Source organism: Streptomyces sp. x-80 (genome assembly GCF_046549095.1).
Taxonomy (GTDB): Bacteria; Actinomycetota; Actinomycetes; order Streptomycetales; family Streptomycetaceae; genus Streptomyces; species Streptomyces celluloflavus.
In genome coordinates, this window is sequence record NZ_JAJPWM010000005.1 from 407511 (window position 1) to 424601 (window position 17091).

Below are 17091 nucleotides of genomic sequence, written 5' to 3' on the forward strand. Positions count from 1 at the left end.
TTGTGCGACCCCTTACAGCTTCATCAGGCTGGCGTCGTCGACCGAGGCCGTATGACGGGTGCGGAAGATCGACACGATGATCGCCAGACCGACGACGACCTCGGCGGCGGCGACGACCATCGTGAAGAAGGCGATGATCTGGCCGTCCAGATTCCCGTGCATCCGCGCGAAGACCACGAAGGCGAGATTGCAGGCGTTCAGCATCAGTTCGATGCACATGAACACCACGATGGCGTTCCGCCTGATCAGCACCCCGGCCGCGCCGATGGTGAACAACAGGGCGGCGAGATAGAGGTAATGGACCGGGTTCATTTCTTCGCCTCCTCCTTCGGCGCCGCCGGGCCGGGGGCCGCCGACGACGACCGCGGCCCGGAGTCACGCTCCAGCCAGTCCTCGGAGCGCCGCTCCAGCTCCTTCAGTCCGGTCAGCGACTCGCCGGAGACATCACGGACCTGGCCGCGCTGCCGCAGGGTCGGATTGACGGTCAGCTCGGACGGGGTGCCGTCCGGCAGCAGACCGGGGATGTCCACCGCGTTGTGCCGGGCGTAGACGCCCGGAGCGGGCAGCGGCGGCACCTGCTTGCCCGCGCGGACCCGCGCCTGCGACTGCTCTCGCTGGGACTTGGCGCGCTCCGTACGCTCCCGGTGGGTGAGCACCATCGCGCCGACTGCGGCCGTGATCAGCAGTGCGCCGGTGGCCTCGAAGGCGAAGACGTACTTGGTGAAGATGAGCGCGGCCAGACCCTGCACATTGCCGCCGGCGTTGGCCTGGCCCAGCCCGTCGAAGTGCCGGAGCGAGGCGTTGCCGATACCGGCGATGAGCAGGATGCCGAAGCCGAGGCCCAGCCCGGCGGCGAGCCAGCGCTGGCCCTTGAGCGTCTCCTTGAGGGAGTCCGCCGCGGTGACGCCGACCAGCATCACGACGAAGAGGAACAGCATCATGATCGCGCCCGTGTAGACGACGATCTGGACGACGCCGAGGAAGTACGCGCCGTTGGCGAGGTAGAAGACCGCCAGGACGATCATGGTCCCGGCGAGCGAGAGGGCGCTGTGCACGGCCCGCTTCATCAGGATCGTGCAGAGCGCGCCGACGACGGCGACGGTGCCCAGGATCCAGAACTGCACGGCCTCCCCCAAGGAGGTCGTGGAGGCCGCGGCGGCGAGGCCGGTCATGCCGACACCCCCTCGTCCTCGGGCCGTTCGCCCTGGGAGACGGCGGTCTGGCGGACGGTGCCGGGGGCGGCGCCGGTCACCAGGCCGCTGTAGTAGTCCTTCTCCGTCATCCCGGGGAAGATCGCGTGCGGTGTGTCGACCATCGTCTCCGTCAGGCCCGCGAGCAGCTCCTCCTTGGTGTAGATGAGCGATTCGCGGGACCGGTCGGCGAGTTCGTACTCATTGGTCATCGTCAGCGCGCGGGTCGGGCACGCCTCCACGCACAGGCCGCACAGGATGCAGCGGAGGTAGTTGATCTGGTAGACGCGGCCGTAGCGCTCGCCCGGGGAGTAGCGCTCCTCGTCGGTGTTGTCCGCGCCCTCGACGTAGATCGCGTCCGCCGGACAGGCCCAGGCGCACAGCTCGCAGCCGATGCATTTCTCCAGGCCGTCCGGATGGCGGTTGAGCTGATGACGGCCGTGGAAGCGCGGCGCCGTCGGCTTCTTCTCCTCCGGATACTGCTCGGTCAGCCGCTTCTTGAACATGGCCTTGAAGGTCACGCCGAAGCCGGCCACGGGGTTCTGGAAGTCAGGCACCGTCGCCCCCCTTTCCGTCGATTCCGTTTCCGTCACTGACAGTGTCCACCCCACCACTGACAATCAACTCGCGCTCGTGGCGCGGCCGTCGGCGTGGCACGGGCGGCAGGCTCTGGCCGGGCAGCGGCGGTACCGGGAAGCCGCCTGCCATCGGGTCGAAGGCGGGCGTGCCGTCCGCGTCCTCCGCCTTCTCGGCCCGCCGGAAGAAGTCCACGGCCAGGGAGATCAGCAGCAGCACGATCGCGGCCCCGGCGACGTAGAGCACGATCTGCTGGAAGTCGTAGCCCTCGTTCTTCAGCGCCCGGACGGTCGCGACCAGCATCAGCCAGACCAGCGAGATCGGGATGAGGACCTTCCAGCCCAGTTTCATGAACTGGTCGTAGCGCACCCGTGGCAGCGTGCCGCGCAGCCAGATGAAGAAGAACAGCAGCAACTGGACCTTGATGACGAACCAGAGCATCGGCCACCAGCCGTGGTTCGCGCCCTCCCAGAAGGCACTGATCGGGTACGGCGCCCGCCAGCCGCCCAGGAAGAGGGTGACCGCGACCGACGAGACGGTGACCATGTTGACGTACTCGGCGAGCATGAACATCGCGAACTTGATGGACGAGTACTCGGTGTTGAAGCCGCCGACGAGGTCGCCCTCGGACTCCGGCATGTCGAACGGCGCGCGGTTGGTCTCGCCCACCATCGCGATGATGTAGATGACGAAGGAGACCGGCAGCAGCAGGATGTACCACTTGCCCTGCTGGGACTCCACGATCGCCGAGGTCGACATCGACCCGGAGTAGAGGAAGACCGCCGCGAAGGACATGCCCATCGCGATCTCGTAGGAGATCATCTGGGCGCACGAGCGCAGACCCCCGAGCAACGGGTACGTCGAGCCGGAGGACCAGCCCGCCAGCACGATGCCGTAGATGCCGACCGAGGCGGTGGCCAGGATGTAGAGGACGCCGATCGGCAGGTCGGTCAGCTGCATCGTGGTGCGCTGGCCGAAGATCGAGACCTCGTTGCCCGCGGGGCCGAAGGGGATCACCGCGATGGCCATGAAGGCCGGTACGGCCGCCACGACCGGCGCGAGAAGGTAGACCGCCTTGTCGGCCCGCTTGACGATCAGGTCTTCCTTGAGCATCAGCTTGATGCCGTCGGCGAGCGACTGGAGCATGCCCCAGGGGCCGTGCCGGTTGGGGCCGATGCGCAGTTGCATCCAGGCGACGACCTTGCGCTCCCAGACGATCGCGAACAGCACGGTCAGCATCAGGAACGCGAAGCAGAAGACCGCCTTGACGACGACGAGCCACCACGGGTCGCGGCCGAACATCGACAGGTCTTCCTGGGCGAGCGCGGTGCCCGCGGCGGTCAGGTGATCGAGCGGCCGCATCATGCGTCCACCTCCTTGGCCGGCTCGGGAGTGCCGGGGACGGCGAAGACCTGCACCAGCTCACCGAGGCGCGCCCCGGTGTCGGCGGCGACGCCACCGCCCGTGGAGTTCAGCGGCAGCCACACCACCCGGTCGGGCATCGGCGTGATCTGGAGCGGCAGGTGGACCGCGCCGGCCGGTCCGGCGACCGCCAGCAGATCGCCGTCCTTGACGCCGGTCTCCCGCGCGGTGGTCTCCGACAGCCGGGCGACCGCGGGGTGCCGGGTACCGGCCAGCGCATCGTCACCCTCCTGGAGCCGCCCCTGGTCCAGCAGCAGCCGGTGCCCGGCGAGCACCGCCTGACCGGCGTCGGGACGGGGCATCGGGCGGCCGGTGTCCGACGGCTCCGCGGCGTACGGACCGGTCCAGTCGCCGAGCCGGCGCAGCTCGTCGCGGGCCGCGCGGATGTCCGGCAGCGCCAGCGGGACGTCCAGCGCGTCGGCGAGCATGTGCAGTACCCGGGTGTCCGGGAGCAGATGCCGGCCCGCCAGCTGGTCCGGCTTGAGCGCCGCCTCGAACAGCCGCGCCCGGCCCTCCCAGTTGAGGAACGTCCCGGACTTCTCGACCACGGCCGCCACCGGGAGGACCACATCCGCCCGGCGGGTCACCTCCGAGGGCCGCAGCTCCAGGCTCACCAGGAAGCCGACCGCGTCCAGCGCGGCGGCCGCGCGGGCCGGGTCCGGCAGGTCCGCCGGCTCGACACCGGCCACCAGCAGCGCACCCAGTTCGCCGGTCGCCGCGGCCTCGATGATCTGGCCGGTGTCCCGGCCGTGCCGCTGCGGGAGCGCGTCCACGCCCCAGACGGCGGCGACCTCCGCGCGGGCCCGCGGGTCGGTGGCCGGCCGGCCACCGGGCAGCAGCCCCGGCAGCGCGCCCGCCTCGACGGCGCCGCGTTCACCGGCCCGCCGCGGAATCCAGACCAGTCGGGCACCGGTCGCGGCGGCGGTACGGGTCGCGGCGGTCAGCGCGCCGGGGACCGTCGCCAGCCGCTCGCCGACGATGATCACCGCGCCGTCCGCGCGCAGCGCCTCGGCCGCCGCCTGCCCCTCGCCCTCCAGACCGGTGCCGCCCGCGAGCGCGTCCAGCCATTCGGTCTCGGTGCCCGGCGCGGCCGGCAGCAGCGTGCCGCCGGCCTTGATCAGCCCGCGCGAGGCGTAGGCGGCCAGCCCGTAGGTGCGCTGACCGCTCTTGCGGTGGGCCTTGCGCAGCCGCAGGAAGACGCCCGGGGCCTCCTCCTCCGCCTCGATACCGGCCAGCAGCACGGCCGGCGCCTGCTCCAGCGAGGTGTACGTCACCGCGCCCCCGCCGGCCAGGTCACGGCCGCGGCCGGCGACCCGGGCCGCCAGGAAACCGGCCTCCTCCGCGCTGTGTGCCCGCGCCCGGAAGTCGATGTCGTCGGTGTCCAGCACGGTCCGGGCGAACTTGGCGTAGGCGTAGGCGTCCTCGACGGTCAGCCGGCCGCCGGTCAGCACGCCGGTGCGTCCCTTGGCGGCGGCCAGCCCGCGGGCCGCGGCCGCCAGCGCCTCGGGCCAGCTCGCCGGCTCCAGTTCGCCGGACTCCGCGTTACGGACGAGCGGATACTCCAGCCGGTCGCGCTGCTGCGCGTAGCGGAAGCCGAACCGCCCCTTGTCGCAGAGCCACTCCTCGTTGACCTCGGGGTCGTTCTCCGCCAGCCGCCGCATCACCTTGCCGCGGCGGTGGTCCGTACGGGTCGCGCAGCCGCCCGCGCAGTGCTCGCACACCGACGGCGAGGAGACCAGGTCGAACGGGCGGGAGCGGAAACGGTACGCGGCGGAGGTGAGCGCGCCGACCGGGCAGATCTGGATGGTGTTACCGGAGAAGTACGACCTGAACGGATCGCCCTCGCCGATGCCGACCTGCTGGAGGGCGCCGCGCTCCAGCAGCTCGATCATCGGGTCGCCGGCGATCTGGTTGCTGAAGCGGGTGCAGCGCGCGCACAGGACGCACCGCTCGCGGTCCAGCAGCACCTGCGTCGAGATCGGCACCGGCTTCGCGAACGTCCGCTTCTTACCCTCGAAGCGGCTGTCCGGGTCGCCGACCTGCATCGCCTGGTTCTGGAGCGGGCATTCGCCGCCCTTGTCACAGACCGGGCAGTCCAGCGGATGGTTGATCAGCAGCAGCTCCATCACGCCGCGCTGCGCCTTCTCGGCCACCGGGGAGGTGAGCTGCGAGCGGACGACCATCCCGTCCGTGCAGGTGATGGTGCACGAGGCCATCGGCTTGCGCTGGCCCTCGACCTCGACGATGCACTGCCGGCAGGCCCCGGCCGGGTCCAGCAGCGGGTGGTCGCAGAAGCGCGGGATCGCGATGCCGAGGAGTTCGGCGGCCCGGATGACCAGGGTCCCCTTGGGGACGGAGATCTCGATGCCGTCGATCGTCAGCGAGACGAGGTCTTCCGGCGGGACCGCCGCGGCGCCGCCCCCGGAGGGGCCCGCGGCGGAGCCGCTGTTCGATCCGGTTGTGGTGACGGTCATGCATTCACCCCCAGGTGAGCGTCGTTGTCGGCCCAGACGGTCGACTTGGCCGGATCGAAGGGGCAGCCCTTGCCGGTGATGTGCTGCTCGTACTCCTCGCGGAAGTACTTGAGCGAGGAGAAGATCGGTGAGGCGGCGCCGTCGCCCAGCGCGCAGAAGGACTTGCCGTTGATGTTGTCGGCGATGTCGTTGAGCTTGTCGAGATCGTCCATTCGGCCCTTGCCGGCCTCGATGTCGCGCAGCAACTGCACCAGCCAGTAGGTGCCTTCGCGGCAGGGCGTGCACTTCCCGCAGGACTCGTGCTCGTAGAACTCGGTCCAGCGGGTCACCGCGCGCACCACGCAGGTGGTCTCGTCGAAGCACTGGAGCGCCTTGGTGCCGAGCATCGAGCCGGCCGCGCCGACGCCCTCGTAGTCCAGCGGGACGTCGAGGTGTTCGTCGGTGAAGAGCGGTGTCGAGGAGCCGCCCGGTGTCCAGAACTTGAGCCGGTGGCCACGCCGGATGCCGCCGCTCATGTCCAGCAGCTGGCGCAGCGTGATGCCCAACGGGGCCTCGTACTGGCCGGGGTGGGTGACGTGGCCGCTGAGCGAGTAGAGCGTGAAGCCCGGGGACTTCTCGCTGCCCATCGAACGGAACCAGTCCTTGCCCCGGTTCATGATGGCGGGAACCGAGGCGATGGACTCGACGTTGTTCACGACAGTGGGGCAGGCGTAGAGGCCGGCCACCGCCGGGAAGGGAGGACGCAGCCGGGGCTGTCCGCGACGGCCCTCCAGGGAGTCCAGCAGCGCGGTCTCCTCACCGCAGATGTACGCGCCCGCACCCGCGTGCACGACGACATCCAGGTCGAGCCCCGAGCCGAGGATGTTCTTGCCGAGGTAGCCCGCCGCGTACGCCTCGCGGACGGCCTCGTGCAGCCGCCGCAGGACGGGCACGACCTCACCGCGCACATAGATGAAGGCGAGCCGGGAGCGGATCGCGTAACAGGCGATGACGATGCCCTCGATGAGGGAATGCGGATTCGCGAAGAGGAGGGGGATGTCCTTGCAGGTACCGGGCTCCGATTCGTCGGCGTTGACCACCAGATAGTGCGGTTTGCCGTCGCCCTGCGGGATGAACTGCCACTTCATGCCGGTCGGGAAGCCGGCCCCGCCGCGGCCGCGCAGCCCGGACTCCTTGACGTACGCGATGACGTCGTCCGGCGCCATCGCGAGGGCCTTGCGCAGGCCCGCGTAGCCCTCGTGCCGCTGGTAGGTCTCCAGCGTCCAGGATTCGGGCTGGTCCCAGAAGGCGGACAGGACGGGCGCGAGGAGCTTCTCGGGGCTCGCCTCGCCGCCGGTCGCCGGCCTGGAGGTGCCCCCGTTCTCGGCTGCCACCGTCATCACTCCCCCTCCTTGGCCGCTGGTCCGGCCGGGTTGTCCGGACCGGCCGTGCGCGGCGCGATGACGTGGTCGGCGCCGTGGCCCGGGAGGGCCTCGCCCTTGGCGAGCCGCAGTCCGGCCAGTGAGGCGGGCCCGGCACCGCCGGTGGCCTCGACGGCGCCCGGCCGCTGGTCCGGGAACCCGGCGAGCACCCGGGCCGTCTCCTTGTACGTGCACAGCGGCGCACCGCGGGTGGGCGCGACGGTCCGGCCGGCCCGCAGGTCGTCGACCAGCCGTTTGGCGCTCTCCGGCGTCTGGTTGTCGAAGAATTCCCAGTTCACCATCACGACGGGCGCGAAATCGCAGGCGGCGTTGCACTCGATGTGTTCGAGGGTGATGGCGCCGTCCTCGGTGGTCTCGTCGTTGCCGACGCCGAGGTGTTCCTTCAGCTCCTCGAAGATGGCGTCGCCGCCCATCACCGCGCAGAGCGTGTTGGTGCAGACGCCGACCTGGTAGTCACCGCCCGGCCTGCGGCGGTACATGGAGTAGAAGGTGGAGACCGCCGTGACCTCGGCCGTGGTCAGTCCGAGCTGCCCGGCGCAGAAGCGGATGCCGGTGCGGGTGACATGGCCCTCCTCCGCCTGGACGAGATGCAGCAGCGGCAGCAGCGCGGAGCGGGAGTCGGGGTAGCGGGCGATCACCTCCTTGGCGTCGGCCTCCAGCCGGGCCCGGACCTCGGCCGGGTAGTCGGGGGCGGGAAGTTCGGGCATGCCCAAGTGAGTCGCGGGGGTACCGGTCACCGGTCGACGCCTCCCATCACGGGGTCGATGGACGCGACGGCGACGATGACGTCGGCGACCTGGCCGCCTTCGCACATCGCCGCCACGGCCTGGAGATTGGTGAAGGACGGGTCGCGGAAGTGCACCCGGTAGGGGCGGGTGCCGCCGTCGCTGACCACGTGCACACCCAGTTCGCCCTTGGGCGACTCCACGGCCGTGTAGGTCTGTCCCGGCGGGACGCGGAAGCCCTCCGTCACCAGCTTGAAGTGGTGGATCAGGGCCTCCATCGAGGTGCCCATGATCTTCTTGATGTGGTCGAGGGAGTTGCCCAGGCCGTCCGGGCCCATGGCCAGCTGGGCCGGCCAGGCGATCTTCTTGTCCGCGACCATCACCGGCCCCGGCTCCAGCCGGTCCAGGCACTGTTCGACGATCCGCAGCGACTGGCGCATCTCCTCCAGCCGGATCAGGAACCGGCCGTAGGCGTCGCAGGTGTCGGCGGTCGGCACCTCGAAGTCGTAGTTCTCGTAGCCGCAGTACGGCTGCGCCTTGCGCAGATCGTGCGGCAGCCCGGCCGCGCGCAGTATGGGACCGGTGGCGCCGGTGGCCAGGCAGCCCGCCAGGTCGAGGTAGCCGATGTCCTGCAAGCGGCCCTTGAAGACGGGGTTCCCGGTGGCGAGCTTGTCGTACTCGGGGATGTTCTTGCGCATCTTCTTGATGAAGCCGCGCACCTGGTCGACGGTGCCGGGGGGCAGGTCCTGGGCGAGGCCGCCGGGCCGGACGAAGGCGTGGTTCATCCGCAGACCGGTGATCAACTCGTAGATGTCGAGGACGAGTTCGCGGTCCCGGAAGCCGTAGATCATGATCGTGGTGGCGCCCAGTTCCATCCCGCCGGTGGCGATGGCCACCAGGTGGGAGGAGATCCGGTTGAGCTCCATCAGCAGCACGCGGATGACGGTGGCGCGGTCCGGGATCTGGTCGGTGATGCCGAGCAGCTTCTCCACGCCCAGGCAGTACGCCGTCTCGTTGAAGAACGGGGTGAGGTAGTCCATCCGCGTGACGAAGGTGGTGCCCTGCGTCCAGGTCCGGTATTCGAGGTTCTTCTCGATGCCGGTGTGCAGATAGCCGATACCGCAGCGGGCCTCGGTGACGGTCTCGCCGTCGATCTCCAGGATGAGCCGGAGCACGCCGTGCGTGGAGGGGTGCTGCGGCCCCATGTTGACGATGATCCGCTCGTCGTCGGACTTGGCGGCCGCCGCCACGACCTCGTCCCAGTCGCCGCCGGTGACGGTGTAGACGGTGCCCTCGGTCGTCTCGCGCGCGGGCGAGGCTTCGGAGGAAGTAGGGGAAGGAGTCATCAGCTGTACGACCTCCGCTGGTCGGGAGCCGGGATCCGGGCACCCTTGTACTCGACGGGAATGCCGCCGAGCGGGTAGTCCTTGCGCTGCGGGAAGCCCTGCCAGTCGTCCGGCATTATGATCCGCGTCAGCGCGGGGTGGCCGTCGAAGACCAGGCCGAAGAAGTCGTAGGTCTCGCGCTCGTGCCAGTCGTTGGTCGGGTAGATCTCCACCAGCGAGGGCACATGCGGGTCGGCGTCGGGGGCGGAGACCTCCAGCCGGATGAGCCGGTTGTGGGTGATCGAGCGCAGGTGGTAGACCGCGTGCAGCTCGCGCCCCTTGTCGCCGGGGAAGTGCACCCCGCTCACGCCCGTGCAGAGCTCGAAGCGGAGCGCCGGGTCGTCGCGCAACGTCCGGGCGACGGCCGGCAGGTACTCCCGCTCGATGTGGAAGGTCAGCTCGTCGCGGTCGACGACCGTTTTGCCGATGACGTTCTCGGGGACCAGGCCCTGCTCGTCGAGGGCGCCCTCCAGTTCGTCGGCGACCTCGTCGAACCAGCCGCCGTAAGGCCGCGGGGTGGCGCCCGGCAGCCGGACGGAGCGGACGAGTCCGCCGTAACCGGAGGTGTCACCGCCGTTGTTGGCGCCGAACATGCCGCGGCGGGTGGCGATCAGATCACCGGCGTCGTCGCGCTGCGCCGGGAGGTCGTCCCGGGCCTCCGGGCTCTCGGGGTTCTTCGGCTCGCTCACCGCAGCCCTTTCTTCACGGACGAGAGGGGCATGTTGATCAGGGGAAGCGCCTTGAGCGCCGCCTCCTCCGCCTCCTGGGCCGCCTGCCGCTGATTGACGCCGAGCTTGCTGCTCTGAATCTTCTGGTGCAGCTTGATAATGGCGTCCAGCAGCATTTCGGGGCGCGGCGGGCAGCCCGGCAAATAAATATCGACCGGGATAATGTGGTCAACGCCCTGCACGATTGCGTAATTGTTGAACATTCCGCCGGACGAGGCGCAGACCCCCATGGAGATCACCCATTTCGGGTTCGGCATCTGGTCGTAGACCTGCCGCAGCACGGGCGCCATCTTCTGGCTCACCCGGCCGGCGACGATCATCAGATCCGCCTGCCGGGGCGAACCGCGGAAGACCTCCATGCCGAAGCGGGCCATGTCGTACCGCCCGGCGCCGGTCGTCATCATCTCGATGGCGCAGCAGGCCAGCCCGAACGTCGCGGGGAAGACCGACGATTTGCGCACCCAGCCCGCGGCCTGTTCGACGGTGGTCAGCAAAAAGCCGCTCGGCAGCTTCTCTTCAAGTCCCATTGGTGGCCCCTAGTCCCATTCCAGGCCGCCCCGACGCCAGACATAGGCGTAGGCGACGAAGACGGTGAGCGCGAAGAGGAGCATCTCGACGAGCCCGAAAATCCCCAGGGCGTCAAAGGTGACGGCCCAGGGATAGAGGAAGACGATCTCGATGTCGAAGACGATGAAGAGCATCGCCGTCAGGTAGTACTTGATCGGGAAACGGCCGCCGCCGGACGGCTGCGGGGTCGGCTCGATTCCGCATTCGTACGCTTCGAGCTTGGCCCGGTTGTAACGCTTGGGCCCGACGAGCATGGCCGCGACGACAGAGAAGATCGCAAAGCCTGCCCCGAGGGCCCCCAGTACGAGGATGGGCGCGTAAGCGTTCACCGTCCCGGCTCCCTTCAGTCGACGATGACTGGATGGCGGTCCGCTCGGGCCGGCCGGCCGCCCCATGAAGATCGTGCCTATGTGAGGCAGTTCACAAGCCCGAACCGCCTGCATCCTATGCCCGCCGGTCTGTGATCTGCGACACGGGTAACGCCAACGCCTTTGTGATCTCCACCACCTGACGAAGGATCATGAAGTCGGATGAGCGGTGATCTTCATACGCGAAGCGCGCGAGTGATCACGAGAGGTGACATTCACGCCCGTCTTTGCTGGTCAGAAGCGCGTCGCCACTATCAAGCCATGGCCGATAAAGGCAAATTGGTGCTGGACTCGGCCAACTGCTATAAGAGGCGCCGCCGCAGACGTGACCCACCCGTGATCCGACCGTGATCGTCGGTACGTGCGTCGGTTCACGAGCGGTCGGGTCACGGGAACATAACGGGCACTCACGAGTGACCTATCCCACGCGGTTTCGTGCGCCGAGCCCTTGACGGACGAGAAGCCTTGGCGTGGCGGATGTGGAGGTGATAAGCACCTTCTGACCCACCGTCGGACAGCAAATGCCATGCGTAGGAACATGATCACGAAATCCGGGCGGCTCGTTTCCGACCCGACGGTCGGTCAAAAGTCCGTTTTGTTCGGCGCGTACGCGTCAAGTGTGGTGTAGACCACCTTTGTTGGCAGCAACCTGCGGCTCCTGATAGCCGTGGTCCCATGTCCTCGAACGCACTCATACCCAGCCACCGGAAGCCCCGCCGTTCCGCGTCCTCGCGGGCACTGCGTGCGGGAGTGACCGGTGGCATCCTCACGCTCGCGGTGACCGGCGCCACCGTGCCGGCGAACGCCGCCGAGAAGCCGGTCTCCGAGACCCAGGAAATGCCGACCATCACCTCGGCGCTGGCCACCCTCAGCGCCAAGAGCGTCGACACCGTGCAGCAGGTCGCGCTCGACTACGAGCGGCAGGCCCTCCAGGACAGCACCGTCGCCAAGGCGGCCAAGGACGCGGAGAAGGACAAGGCCGCCGCCGAGAAGCAGGCGAAGGCCGACGCCGAGGCCAAGAAGAAGGCCGACGAGGAGGCCCGCAAGGCGAAGGAGGCCGAGCAGGCCCGCGCCTCGCGCTCCGCCGAGCGCACCACGCTCGTCGGCTCGTCCACGCCGTCCGGCGGTTCCACCACCACTGCCACCTCCACCTCCACCTCCACCGGCAGCGGCAACACCGCCTCGCTCGTGAGCTTCCTCAAGGCCCAGGTCGGCAAGGCATACGTGAGCGGCGCCACGGGCTCCTCCGCGTACGACTGCTCCGGTCTGGTGAAGGCCGCGTACAAGCAGCTCAACATCGACCTGCCGCGCGTCTCGCAGGACCAGTCGACCGCGGGCACCCAGGTCGGCCTGAGCAACCTTCAGGTCGGCGACATCCTGTACTGGGGCAGCGCGGGCAGCGCCTACCACGTCGCCATCTACATCGGCGGCGGCAAGTTCATCGGCGCCCAGAACTCGAGCACCGGCGTCGTCGAGCGCCCGCTCAGCTACAGCCAGCCCACCGGCGCGGTCCGCGTCCTCTGAGACGCCCGCCCCGAAAGGACCGTTCCTCCCGCCGCCTCGGGAGGGACGGTCCTTTTGCGTACTCGCGCGGCGTACGCCGCCGTCAGCTGCCCCGCCCCACGCGCCCGCGCCCCACCTGCCCCTACCCTGCGCGCCGCGCCGACCGGCGTTTCCCCTACGGAGGGCCGGCGGGAAACCCGCAGCGCGTAGTGCCCGCTCCGAAGGTCCGGTCGACCGACCGCCTGGGAACGTTCCTCTCTGCTCAGCTCAGCGCCTTCTCGACGGCCTCGAAAATATCGGCGTCGGTCTCCTGCTGCCAGGACGGCAGGTCCGGCCAGTCCGCCACATACCCGGGCTTCGGGTCCTTGAAGTGCTTGAACATCTGGGCCGTCCAGCAGGTCGCGACGAACCGGCTCTTCTGCTCGCGGGACAGCCTCGACGTGTGGCCTCCGCTGAGCTCGACGAACTGGCGGACCTGGTCGTGCACCCATCCCGGCGGCCTCGCGCTCCCACTGCGGGGTGTCGTCCCACGGGGTGACGTAGCCGGCCTTCGGCTCTCCGGGGAAGTGCCGGTGCACTCCAGCGATCCAGGTTTCCCGGAACAGTCGTGCACCTTCGGTCTGCGACATGCCTACCCCTCTCGTCACGGCGTGCTCAGCGTGGCGATCTCCGCCCCCAGCTCCGCCACGCGGTGGTCGCGGCTCAAGGGACCGAACTCGTCGCACAGGGCCTGGAGTCCACGGGCGACGTACCCGGATGCTGAGGCTCGGGCCAGGCTGACGGCCTCCCTGCCGTACTCCACGACCTGTTCGGCGTCCCGCCGCTTCGCCCCGATGGCGGCCAGGTTGGCAAGCACTGCTCCGCGTCGCCGGTACGACTGCCCGGACGCCGGAGCTGTCTGCTCCAGAGCATCCGTCAAAACACCCTCCGCCAGGTCGAGACGGCCAAGCTGCACGTAGCGCGATCCCCGCTCTTCGGCCGGCCGCGCGCCGTCCGGCGACCGCCGCCGCTGCCTGGCCCGAGCACCGCAAGGCGGCCTGAACCGACCGCATCTACCGCTCCGGCCACCCCGAACGAGCAGGCGTCCGGCGCTGCTTCGGCCGGTGTCCTGTCCGGGTCGGGTCCGGGTCGGGGTCACGCTCCGGGTCGGGGGCACGCTCGGGGTCGGGCATGTCCAGGGTCCCGGCGCCGGAATCCTTCAGAGGCTCAGCACGATGGCCGCCCCGATACCGCCGAGACACAGCGCGAAGGCGCCCGCGCGCCAGCCGCCCTGCCCCCAGCGGAACGGCCGGTCCAGGGCGAGCCGTCCGGGGCCGATGGCGGCGACGGCGAGTGCGACGACCGCGATGCACACGCTGTACTCCACACCGCCCTCGCTCTCCCACAGACCGTGTGCCCCGGTGACGGTCGCCATGGCGTTGATCATGACGCCGATCAGCGCGGCCGCTGCCAGTGGAGTGAACAACCCCAGGGCCAGCCCGATGCCGCCGAGAAACTCGGAAGCGCCGCCGATGGCGGCGAAGACCGTGCCGGGACGGTAGCCCAGGGCGGTGAATTCCCGGCCGGTGGCGGTCAGGCCCTGGCCGCCGAAGATCCCGAAGAGCTTCTGGGCGCCGTGCCCCGCCAGCAGCAGGCCGAACGTGAGCCGGAGCAGGAGCAGAGCGCAATCCCCGGCCGACACCAACGGTCGCGCCCGTCCGGCGGCCACAGATTCTGGAGCGGCGCGCAGCCGCTCAGGTATGCCACGCATCGGGATTCTCTCCCTGCATCTCCCTCTCCGCTACTCAGCATAGGTGCCATATGTGACGCACGCCACACTTCAAACAGGTTTCATCGCTCCCCCGGAACCCGTGCCTGGGCCTCGATAACTGATCAACGGCGAGCGCGCCAGCGTTGCCGGGGGCGCCGAGGGAAGTGGTTACGCCGACACGCCGAAGGGGAATCCCTGGTTTCGGCGCGAATCCGCACATTCCGAGCGGCGAGCGAGACGAGGCAGCGCAGACGGGACGCAACGGGGCCGCGCAGAACGAGCGAGGCCGAGCGACGAGACCAAGCGGCGAGACCGGGACAGCGTCCATCTCGCCAGGCGCGCCCCTCTCCCCCTCCCCCACCCGCGTCCCCTCCCCCTCATTCGCCCACCCACACGAACCGTGGAGGATATATGTCCATAACGCGAACCACCGCCCGTTTCAGCGCAGTCTGCGCCACGACGCTCTGCCTCGCGGGCGCGGCGGCCGGAGCCGCCCTCGTATCGCCCGGAACGGCCCTCGCGGCATCACCCTCCCCCTCGTCGTCACGGGTCTCCGCGCTGGACAAGGAACTGCTCACCGCCGCCCACCAGGGCAACCTCTGGGAGATCGAGACGGGACAGGCCGCCCAGACGGACGCCACCACCTCCTGCGTCAAGAAGGTCGGCGCCGAATTCGTCCGGGACCACCGCACCCTCGACGCGGGCGTCACCAAGACCGCTGCCCAGGTGGGCGTGAAGCTCCCCTCCGGGCAGACGGCCGACCAGCGCAAGCAGGCCGCCGCCCTCAAGGCCATGGCCAAGAAGCACTCGTACGACGCCGCTTGGCTCAAGGCGCAGCACGCGGCCCACACGCAGACCCTGGCCCTCATCGACAAGGTCATCGCCTCGGGCACCAACGCCAAGGTCAAGGAACTGGCCAAGACCGCGCGTCCGGTGGTCGCGCAGCACACGCAGATGGTCAACCACGGCAGGTGCCGCCCTCCCCAGGCCCACGGTTCCCAGGCTCACGGTTCCCACCGGTGATCCCGGCCTCGCGCCACGGAACGGCTACAGCGTCGTCGCCGTCCGGGTCAGCGGTCCGCCCGCGTCACCGGTGTTCACCACCCCGGCCGGTTCCAGCAGCAGGATCGCGGTCTCCTCCGCCGCCCGCGGACAGTGCTCCACACCCCGCGGCACGACGAACAACTCCCCCGGTTCGAGGACGACATCCCCGTCCCGCAGCTGGATGGTCAGCCGTCCGCTGATGACGAGGAACAGCTCGTCGGTGTCCTCGTGGGTGTGCCAGACGAACTCCCCCTGCACCTTGACGACTTTGACCTCGTAGTCGTTGAGCGCGGCGATCTTCCTCGGTCCCCAGTGGTCGCTGAACAGCGCGAGCTTCTCGGCGAGATTGACGGACGCCGGGGCGGGGACCGCGAGGGAAGCCTCGGCGGGAGCCAGGGAACGAGCTTCGGCGGGACGGGACATCTGATCAGACATAGCGGACTTGCCACCTTTCCGGATACGCGAGCCGGCCGAGCTGGCCGAGTCGACCGGGCCGACCGGGCCGACCGGGCCGACCGAAGTCCAGCCTGCCACCCCCGTCTGACAATCCCCCGGGACGCCCCGCAACCTCCTGCCCGCACTCGGCTCCTGACGCCCCATTCCCCCTGGTCAGGGCCGCTCAGCACGCCGCTCACCGGATCGCACGTACCGCGACCCGGTGAGCGGCGTCGCGGAGCGGCCCGACGCCCCATAAGGAAGCGGGAGAAGGAACACCCAAACCCCTCCCCCTCCGACTCCCCTGGCTTCCCGCAGCCCGACCTTCCACCAACTCCCCCTGGCAGAACGCCGCATCACCTGATCAGGTGACTGAGTCGCATATGCGGGTGTGAAGCCGGTACGTTCACGGCACATCCCGCGGAATCCACCCGGGAAAAGAATTGGCCCCCGGCGGGACTGGCATCCCAACGCCGAGGGCCTGATCAACGGAAGAAGAGACCTTCCAGATGATCCTCACCAGGAAGAAAGCCCTTCCCAATGACACCTGTTAAGTCTACCGCGCGGGCCTCGACACCGTCTCAGCATCCGCCGCCCTCCGGTGTGACCCATATCCGTCACCGCCACACCACCCACTTCACGGTGGTCGGCAATCACCTCGCCCAGCACCCCACCCTCTCCTCCACCGCCATCGGCATCGCCGTACGCATCCAGTCCCTGCCGGACGGCGCCAAGGTCGGCATCAAGGCGCTGGCCGAGCGCCTTCCGGAGAGCGAGTACAAGATCGCCGCCGCGCTCAAGGAGCTGAAGGCGGCCGGGTACTTGCGGCGCAGCAGAGAACGGACCGCGGGTCAGCGGATCGTGACGCGTACGACGTACTACGAGTGCCCGGACGCAGAGCGCCGCCCCGCGCGCCCGGCCCGCCCCGACCGCCGGACTCACCACATCCACCCCGCCCATCCACAGCCTGTGGACAGCTCCTCGCCGCCACCTCGCCCTCCGGCCGCCCCGCCGACACCCACGACGTCGCCTCCGGTATCGCCCTTGCCGCCGTCCCGGGAACGCACACCCGCCGCCGCTCTTCTCGCCGGACTGCGCCGCACGGATGCCCGACTGGCCTTGTCCGTAAGGGAGATCACCCAACTGACCCCGGCGGTGGAGACCTGGCTGGCACGCGGCGTACCGGCCGAGCAGGTGTCCCGTACGCTCACCGCCACACTGCCCGGCGGCATCATCGTGAGAGCGAGCGCCCTCCTCGCCCACCGCCTCGCCGAATGGCTGCCACCCGTGCTGCCCGCGGAGCCACGCGCGAAGGCGGCGGCTCCACCGCCCGCGCCCTTCCAGGAATGCCCGGACTGCGAGCGGGCGTTCCGGTCGCCATCCCCCGGCCGCTGCCGCGACTGCCGGACACCGGCCGGTACGGAGACGCGCGGCGAGGGCTGAACTCCGTTTCCTGTCCCGCCCCTTCCCCGAACCGCGGCGGGGCGGGTGCGGCGAACCGGG

18 protein-coding genes and 1 pseudogene are annotated in these 17091 nt (G+C 69.6%); 3 read left to right on the plus strand and 16 right to left on the minus strand.

Annotated elements, in window-relative coordinates; genetic code table 11:
- Nucleotides 1–12 precede the first annotated feature (12 nt).
- From nuoK to ACLJWH_RS12610, 12 genes are all read right to left on the minus strand, one after another.
- Nucleotides 13–312, minus strand: coding sequence for an NADH-quinone oxidoreductase subunit NuoK (gene nuoK, locus ACLJWH_RS12555; RefSeq protein ID WP_411141703.1), 300 nt, complete (start codon nucleotides 310–312; stop codon nucleotides 13–15).
- Nucleotides 309–1172 carry an NADH-quinone oxidoreductase subunit J gene (locus ACLJWH_RS12560; protein WP_411141704.1) on the minus strand — a complete coding sequence of 288 codons (864 nt, stop codon included), beginning with the start codon at nucleotides 1170–1172 and terminating at the stop codon, nucleotides 309–311. The genes nuoK and ACLJWH_RS12560 overlap by 4 nt, the downstream gene beginning before the upstream one ends.
- Nucleotides 1169–1747 (minus strand): NADH-quinone oxidoreductase subunit NuoI, encoded by a 579-nt coding sequence (gene nuoI / locus ACLJWH_RS12565; protein ID WP_411141705.1) that lies wholly within the window; start codon nucleotides 1745–1747, stop codon nucleotides 1169–1171. The genes ACLJWH_RS12560 and nuoI overlap by 4 nt, the downstream gene beginning before the upstream one ends.
- Nucleotides 1740–3131 carry an NADH-quinone oxidoreductase subunit NuoH gene (gene nuoH / locus ACLJWH_RS12570; RefSeq protein WP_411141706.1) on the minus strand — a complete coding sequence of 464 codons (1392 nt, stop codon included), beginning with the start codon at nucleotides 3129–3131 and terminating at the stop codon, nucleotides 1740–1742. The genes nuoI and nuoH overlap by 8 nt, the downstream gene beginning before the upstream one ends.
- The gene (locus ACLJWH_RS12575; RefSeq protein ID WP_411141707.1) at nucleotides 3128–5662 is read right to left on the minus strand and encodes an NADH-quinone oxidoreductase subunit G; all 2535 of its coding nucleotides are present in this window, start codon (nucleotides 5660–5662) and stop codon (nucleotides 3128–3130) included. Before ACLJWH_RS12575 ends, nuoH begins: the two co-directional genes overlap by 4 nt.
- On the minus strand, nucleotides 5659–7041 hold the full coding sequence (gene nuoF / locus ACLJWH_RS12580) for an NADH-quinone oxidoreductase subunit NuoF (RefSeq protein WP_411141708.1): 1383 nt from the start codon (nucleotides 7039–7041) through the stop codon (nucleotides 5659–5661). Before nuoF ends, ACLJWH_RS12575 begins: the two co-directional genes overlap by 4 nt.
- Nucleotides 7041–7790: an NADH-quinone oxidoreductase subunit NuoE gene (gene nuoE / locus ACLJWH_RS12585; RefSeq protein ID WP_411141709.1), complete on the minus strand. Its 750-nt coding sequence runs from the start codon at nucleotides 7788–7790 to the stop codon at nucleotides 7041–7043. Before nuoE ends, nuoF begins: the two co-directional genes overlap by 1 nt.
- Nucleotides 7791–7816: 26 nt before the next feature.
- The gene (locus ACLJWH_RS12590) at nucleotides 7817–9154 is read right to left on the minus strand and encodes an NADH-quinone oxidoreductase subunit D (protein WP_411141710.1); all 1338 of its coding nucleotides are present in this window, start codon (nucleotides 9152–9154) and stop codon (nucleotides 7817–7819) included.
- Complete coding sequence (locus ACLJWH_RS12595; protein WP_411141711.1) at nucleotides 9154–9882, minus strand: NADH-quinone oxidoreductase subunit C; 729 nt, start codon at nucleotides 9880–9882, stop codon at nucleotides 9154–9156. Before ACLJWH_RS12595 ends, ACLJWH_RS12590 begins: the two co-directional genes overlap by 1 nt.
- Nucleotides 9879–10448 (minus strand): NuoB/complex I 20 kDa subunit family protein, encoded by a 570-nt coding sequence (locus ACLJWH_RS12600; RefSeq protein WP_411141712.1) that lies wholly within the window; start codon nucleotides 10446–10448, stop codon nucleotides 9879–9881. Before ACLJWH_RS12600 ends, ACLJWH_RS12595 begins: the two co-directional genes overlap by 4 nt.
- 9 nt (nucleotides 10449–10457) lie before the next feature.
- Nucleotides 10458–10817, minus strand: coding sequence for an NADH-quinone oxidoreductase subunit A (locus ACLJWH_RS12605; protein WP_411141713.1), 360 nt, complete (start codon nucleotides 10815–10817; stop codon nucleotides 10458–10460).
- A gap of 273 nt (nucleotides 10818–11090) precedes the next feature.
- Nucleotides 11091–11396 (minus strand): excisionase, encoded by a 306-nt coding sequence (locus ACLJWH_RS12610; RefSeq protein WP_411141714.1) that lies wholly within the window; start codon nucleotides 11394–11396, stop codon nucleotides 11091–11093.
- A gap of 135 nt (nucleotides 11397–11531) precedes the next feature.
- Between ACLJWH_RS12610 and ACLJWH_RS12615 the strand changes: the two genes are divergently transcribed.
- Nucleotides 11532–12380, plus strand: coding sequence for a C40 family peptidase (locus tag ACLJWH_RS12615; protein WP_411141715.1), 849 nt, complete (start codon nucleotides 11532–11534; stop codon nucleotides 12378–12380).
- 241 nt (nucleotides 12381–12621) lie between these two features.
- Here ACLJWH_RS12615 and ACLJWH_RS12620 read toward each other — a convergent pair.
- The 3 genes and pseudogenes from ACLJWH_RS12620 to ACLJWH_RS12630 all read right to left on the minus strand — a co-directional run bounded on the left by ACLJWH_RS12620 (nucleotide 12622) and on the right by ACLJWH_RS12630 (nucleotide 14109).
- Nucleotides 12622–12988: pseudogene (locus ACLJWH_RS12620) on the minus strand (hypothetical protein).
- 14 nt (nucleotides 12989–13002) lie between these two features.
- Nucleotides 13003–13215: a hypothetical protein gene (locus tag ACLJWH_RS12625; RefSeq protein WP_411141716.1), complete on the minus strand. Its 213-nt coding sequence runs from the start codon at nucleotides 13213–13215 to the stop codon at nucleotides 13003–13005.
- A 342-nt stretch (nucleotides 13216–13557) separates the two neighbouring features.
- On the minus strand, nucleotides 13558–14109 hold the full coding sequence (locus ACLJWH_RS12630) for a DoxX family protein (protein WP_411141717.1): 552 nt from the start codon (nucleotides 14107–14109) through the stop codon (nucleotides 13558–13560).
- A gap of 411 nt (nucleotides 14110–14520) precedes the next feature.
- Between ACLJWH_RS12630 and ACLJWH_RS12635 the strand changes: the two genes are divergently transcribed.
- On the plus strand, nucleotides 14521–15132 hold the full coding sequence (locus ACLJWH_RS12635; RefSeq protein WP_411141718.1) for a DUF4142 domain-containing protein: 612 nt from the start codon (nucleotides 14521–14523) through the stop codon (nucleotides 15130–15132).
- A gap of 24 nt (nucleotides 15133–15156) precedes the next feature.
- Here the strand turns inward: ACLJWH_RS12635 and ACLJWH_RS12640 are convergent, their stop codons facing one another.
- Nucleotides 15157–15588, minus strand: a complete 432-nt coding sequence (locus tag ACLJWH_RS12640; protein WP_411141719.1) for a cupin domain-containing protein — start codon at nucleotides 15586–15588, stop codon at nucleotides 15157–15159.
- Between the two features lie 603 nt (nucleotides 15589–16191).
- Here ACLJWH_RS12640 and ACLJWH_RS12645 point away from each other — a divergent pair.
- Nucleotides 16192–17031, plus strand: a complete 840-nt coding sequence (locus tag ACLJWH_RS12645) for a helix-turn-helix domain-containing protein (RefSeq protein WP_411141720.1) — start codon at nucleotides 16192–16194, stop codon at nucleotides 17029–17031.
- The last annotated feature ends 60 nt before the right edge of the window (nucleotides 17032–17091 follow it).

What these genes read in the sequence shown, in the direction of transcription:
- nuoK (WP_411141703.1), bottom strand. Translation starts at nt 312, where the DNA reads ATGAACCCGGTCCATTACCTCTATCTCGCCGCCCTGTTGTTCACCATC.
- ACLJWH_RS12560 (WP_411141704.1), bottom strand. Translation starts at nt 1,172, where the DNA reads ATGACCGGCCTCGCCGCCGCGGCCTCCACGACCTCCTTGGGGGAGGCC.
- nuoH (WP_411141706.1), bottom strand. Translation starts at nt 3,131, where the DNA reads ATGATGCGGCCGCTCGATCACCTGACCGCCGCGGGCACCGCGCTCGCC.
- ACLJWH_RS12575 (WP_411141707.1), bottom strand. Translation starts at nt 5,662, where the DNA reads ATGACCGTCACCACAACCGGATCGAACAGCGGCTCCGCCGCGGGCCCC.
- nuoF (WP_411141708.1), bottom strand. Translation starts at nt 7,041, where the DNA reads ATGACGGTGGCAGCCGAGAACGGGGGCACCTCCAGGCCGGCGACCGGC.
- nuoE (WP_411141709.1), bottom strand. Translation starts at nt 7,790, where the DNA reads ATGCCCGAACTTCCCGCCCCCGACTACCCGGCCGAGGTCCGGGCCCGG.
- ACLJWH_RS12590 (WP_411141710.1), bottom strand. Translation starts at nt 9,154, where the DNA reads ATGACTCCTTCCCCTACTTCCTCCGAAGCCTCGCCCGCGCGCGAGACG.
- ACLJWH_RS12600 (WP_411141712.1), bottom strand. Translation starts at nt 10,448, where the DNA reads ATGGGACTTGAAGAGAAGCTGCCGAGCGGCTTTTTGCTGACCACCGTC.
- ACLJWH_RS12610 (WP_411141714.1), bottom strand. Translation starts at nt 11,396, where the DNA reads ATGTTCCTACGCATGGCATTTGCTGTCCGACGGTGGGTCAGAAGGTGC.
- ACLJWH_RS12615 (WP_411141715.1), top strand. Translation starts at nt 11,532, where the DNA reads ATGTCCTCGAACGCACTCATACCCAGCCACCGGAAGCCCCGCCGTTCC.
- ACLJWH_RS12630 (WP_411141717.1), bottom strand. Translation starts at nt 14,109, where the DNA reads ATGCGTGGCATACCTGAGCGGCTGCGCGCCGCTCCAGAATCTGTGGCC.
- ACLJWH_RS12635 (WP_411141718.1), top strand. Translation starts at nt 14,521, where the DNA reads ATGTCCATAACGCGAACCACCGCCCGTTTCAGCGCAGTCTGCGCCACG.
- ACLJWH_RS12640 (WP_411141719.1), bottom strand. Translation starts at nt 15,588, where the DNA reads ATGTCTGATCAGATGTCCCGTCCCGCCGAAGCTCGTTCCCTGGCTCCC.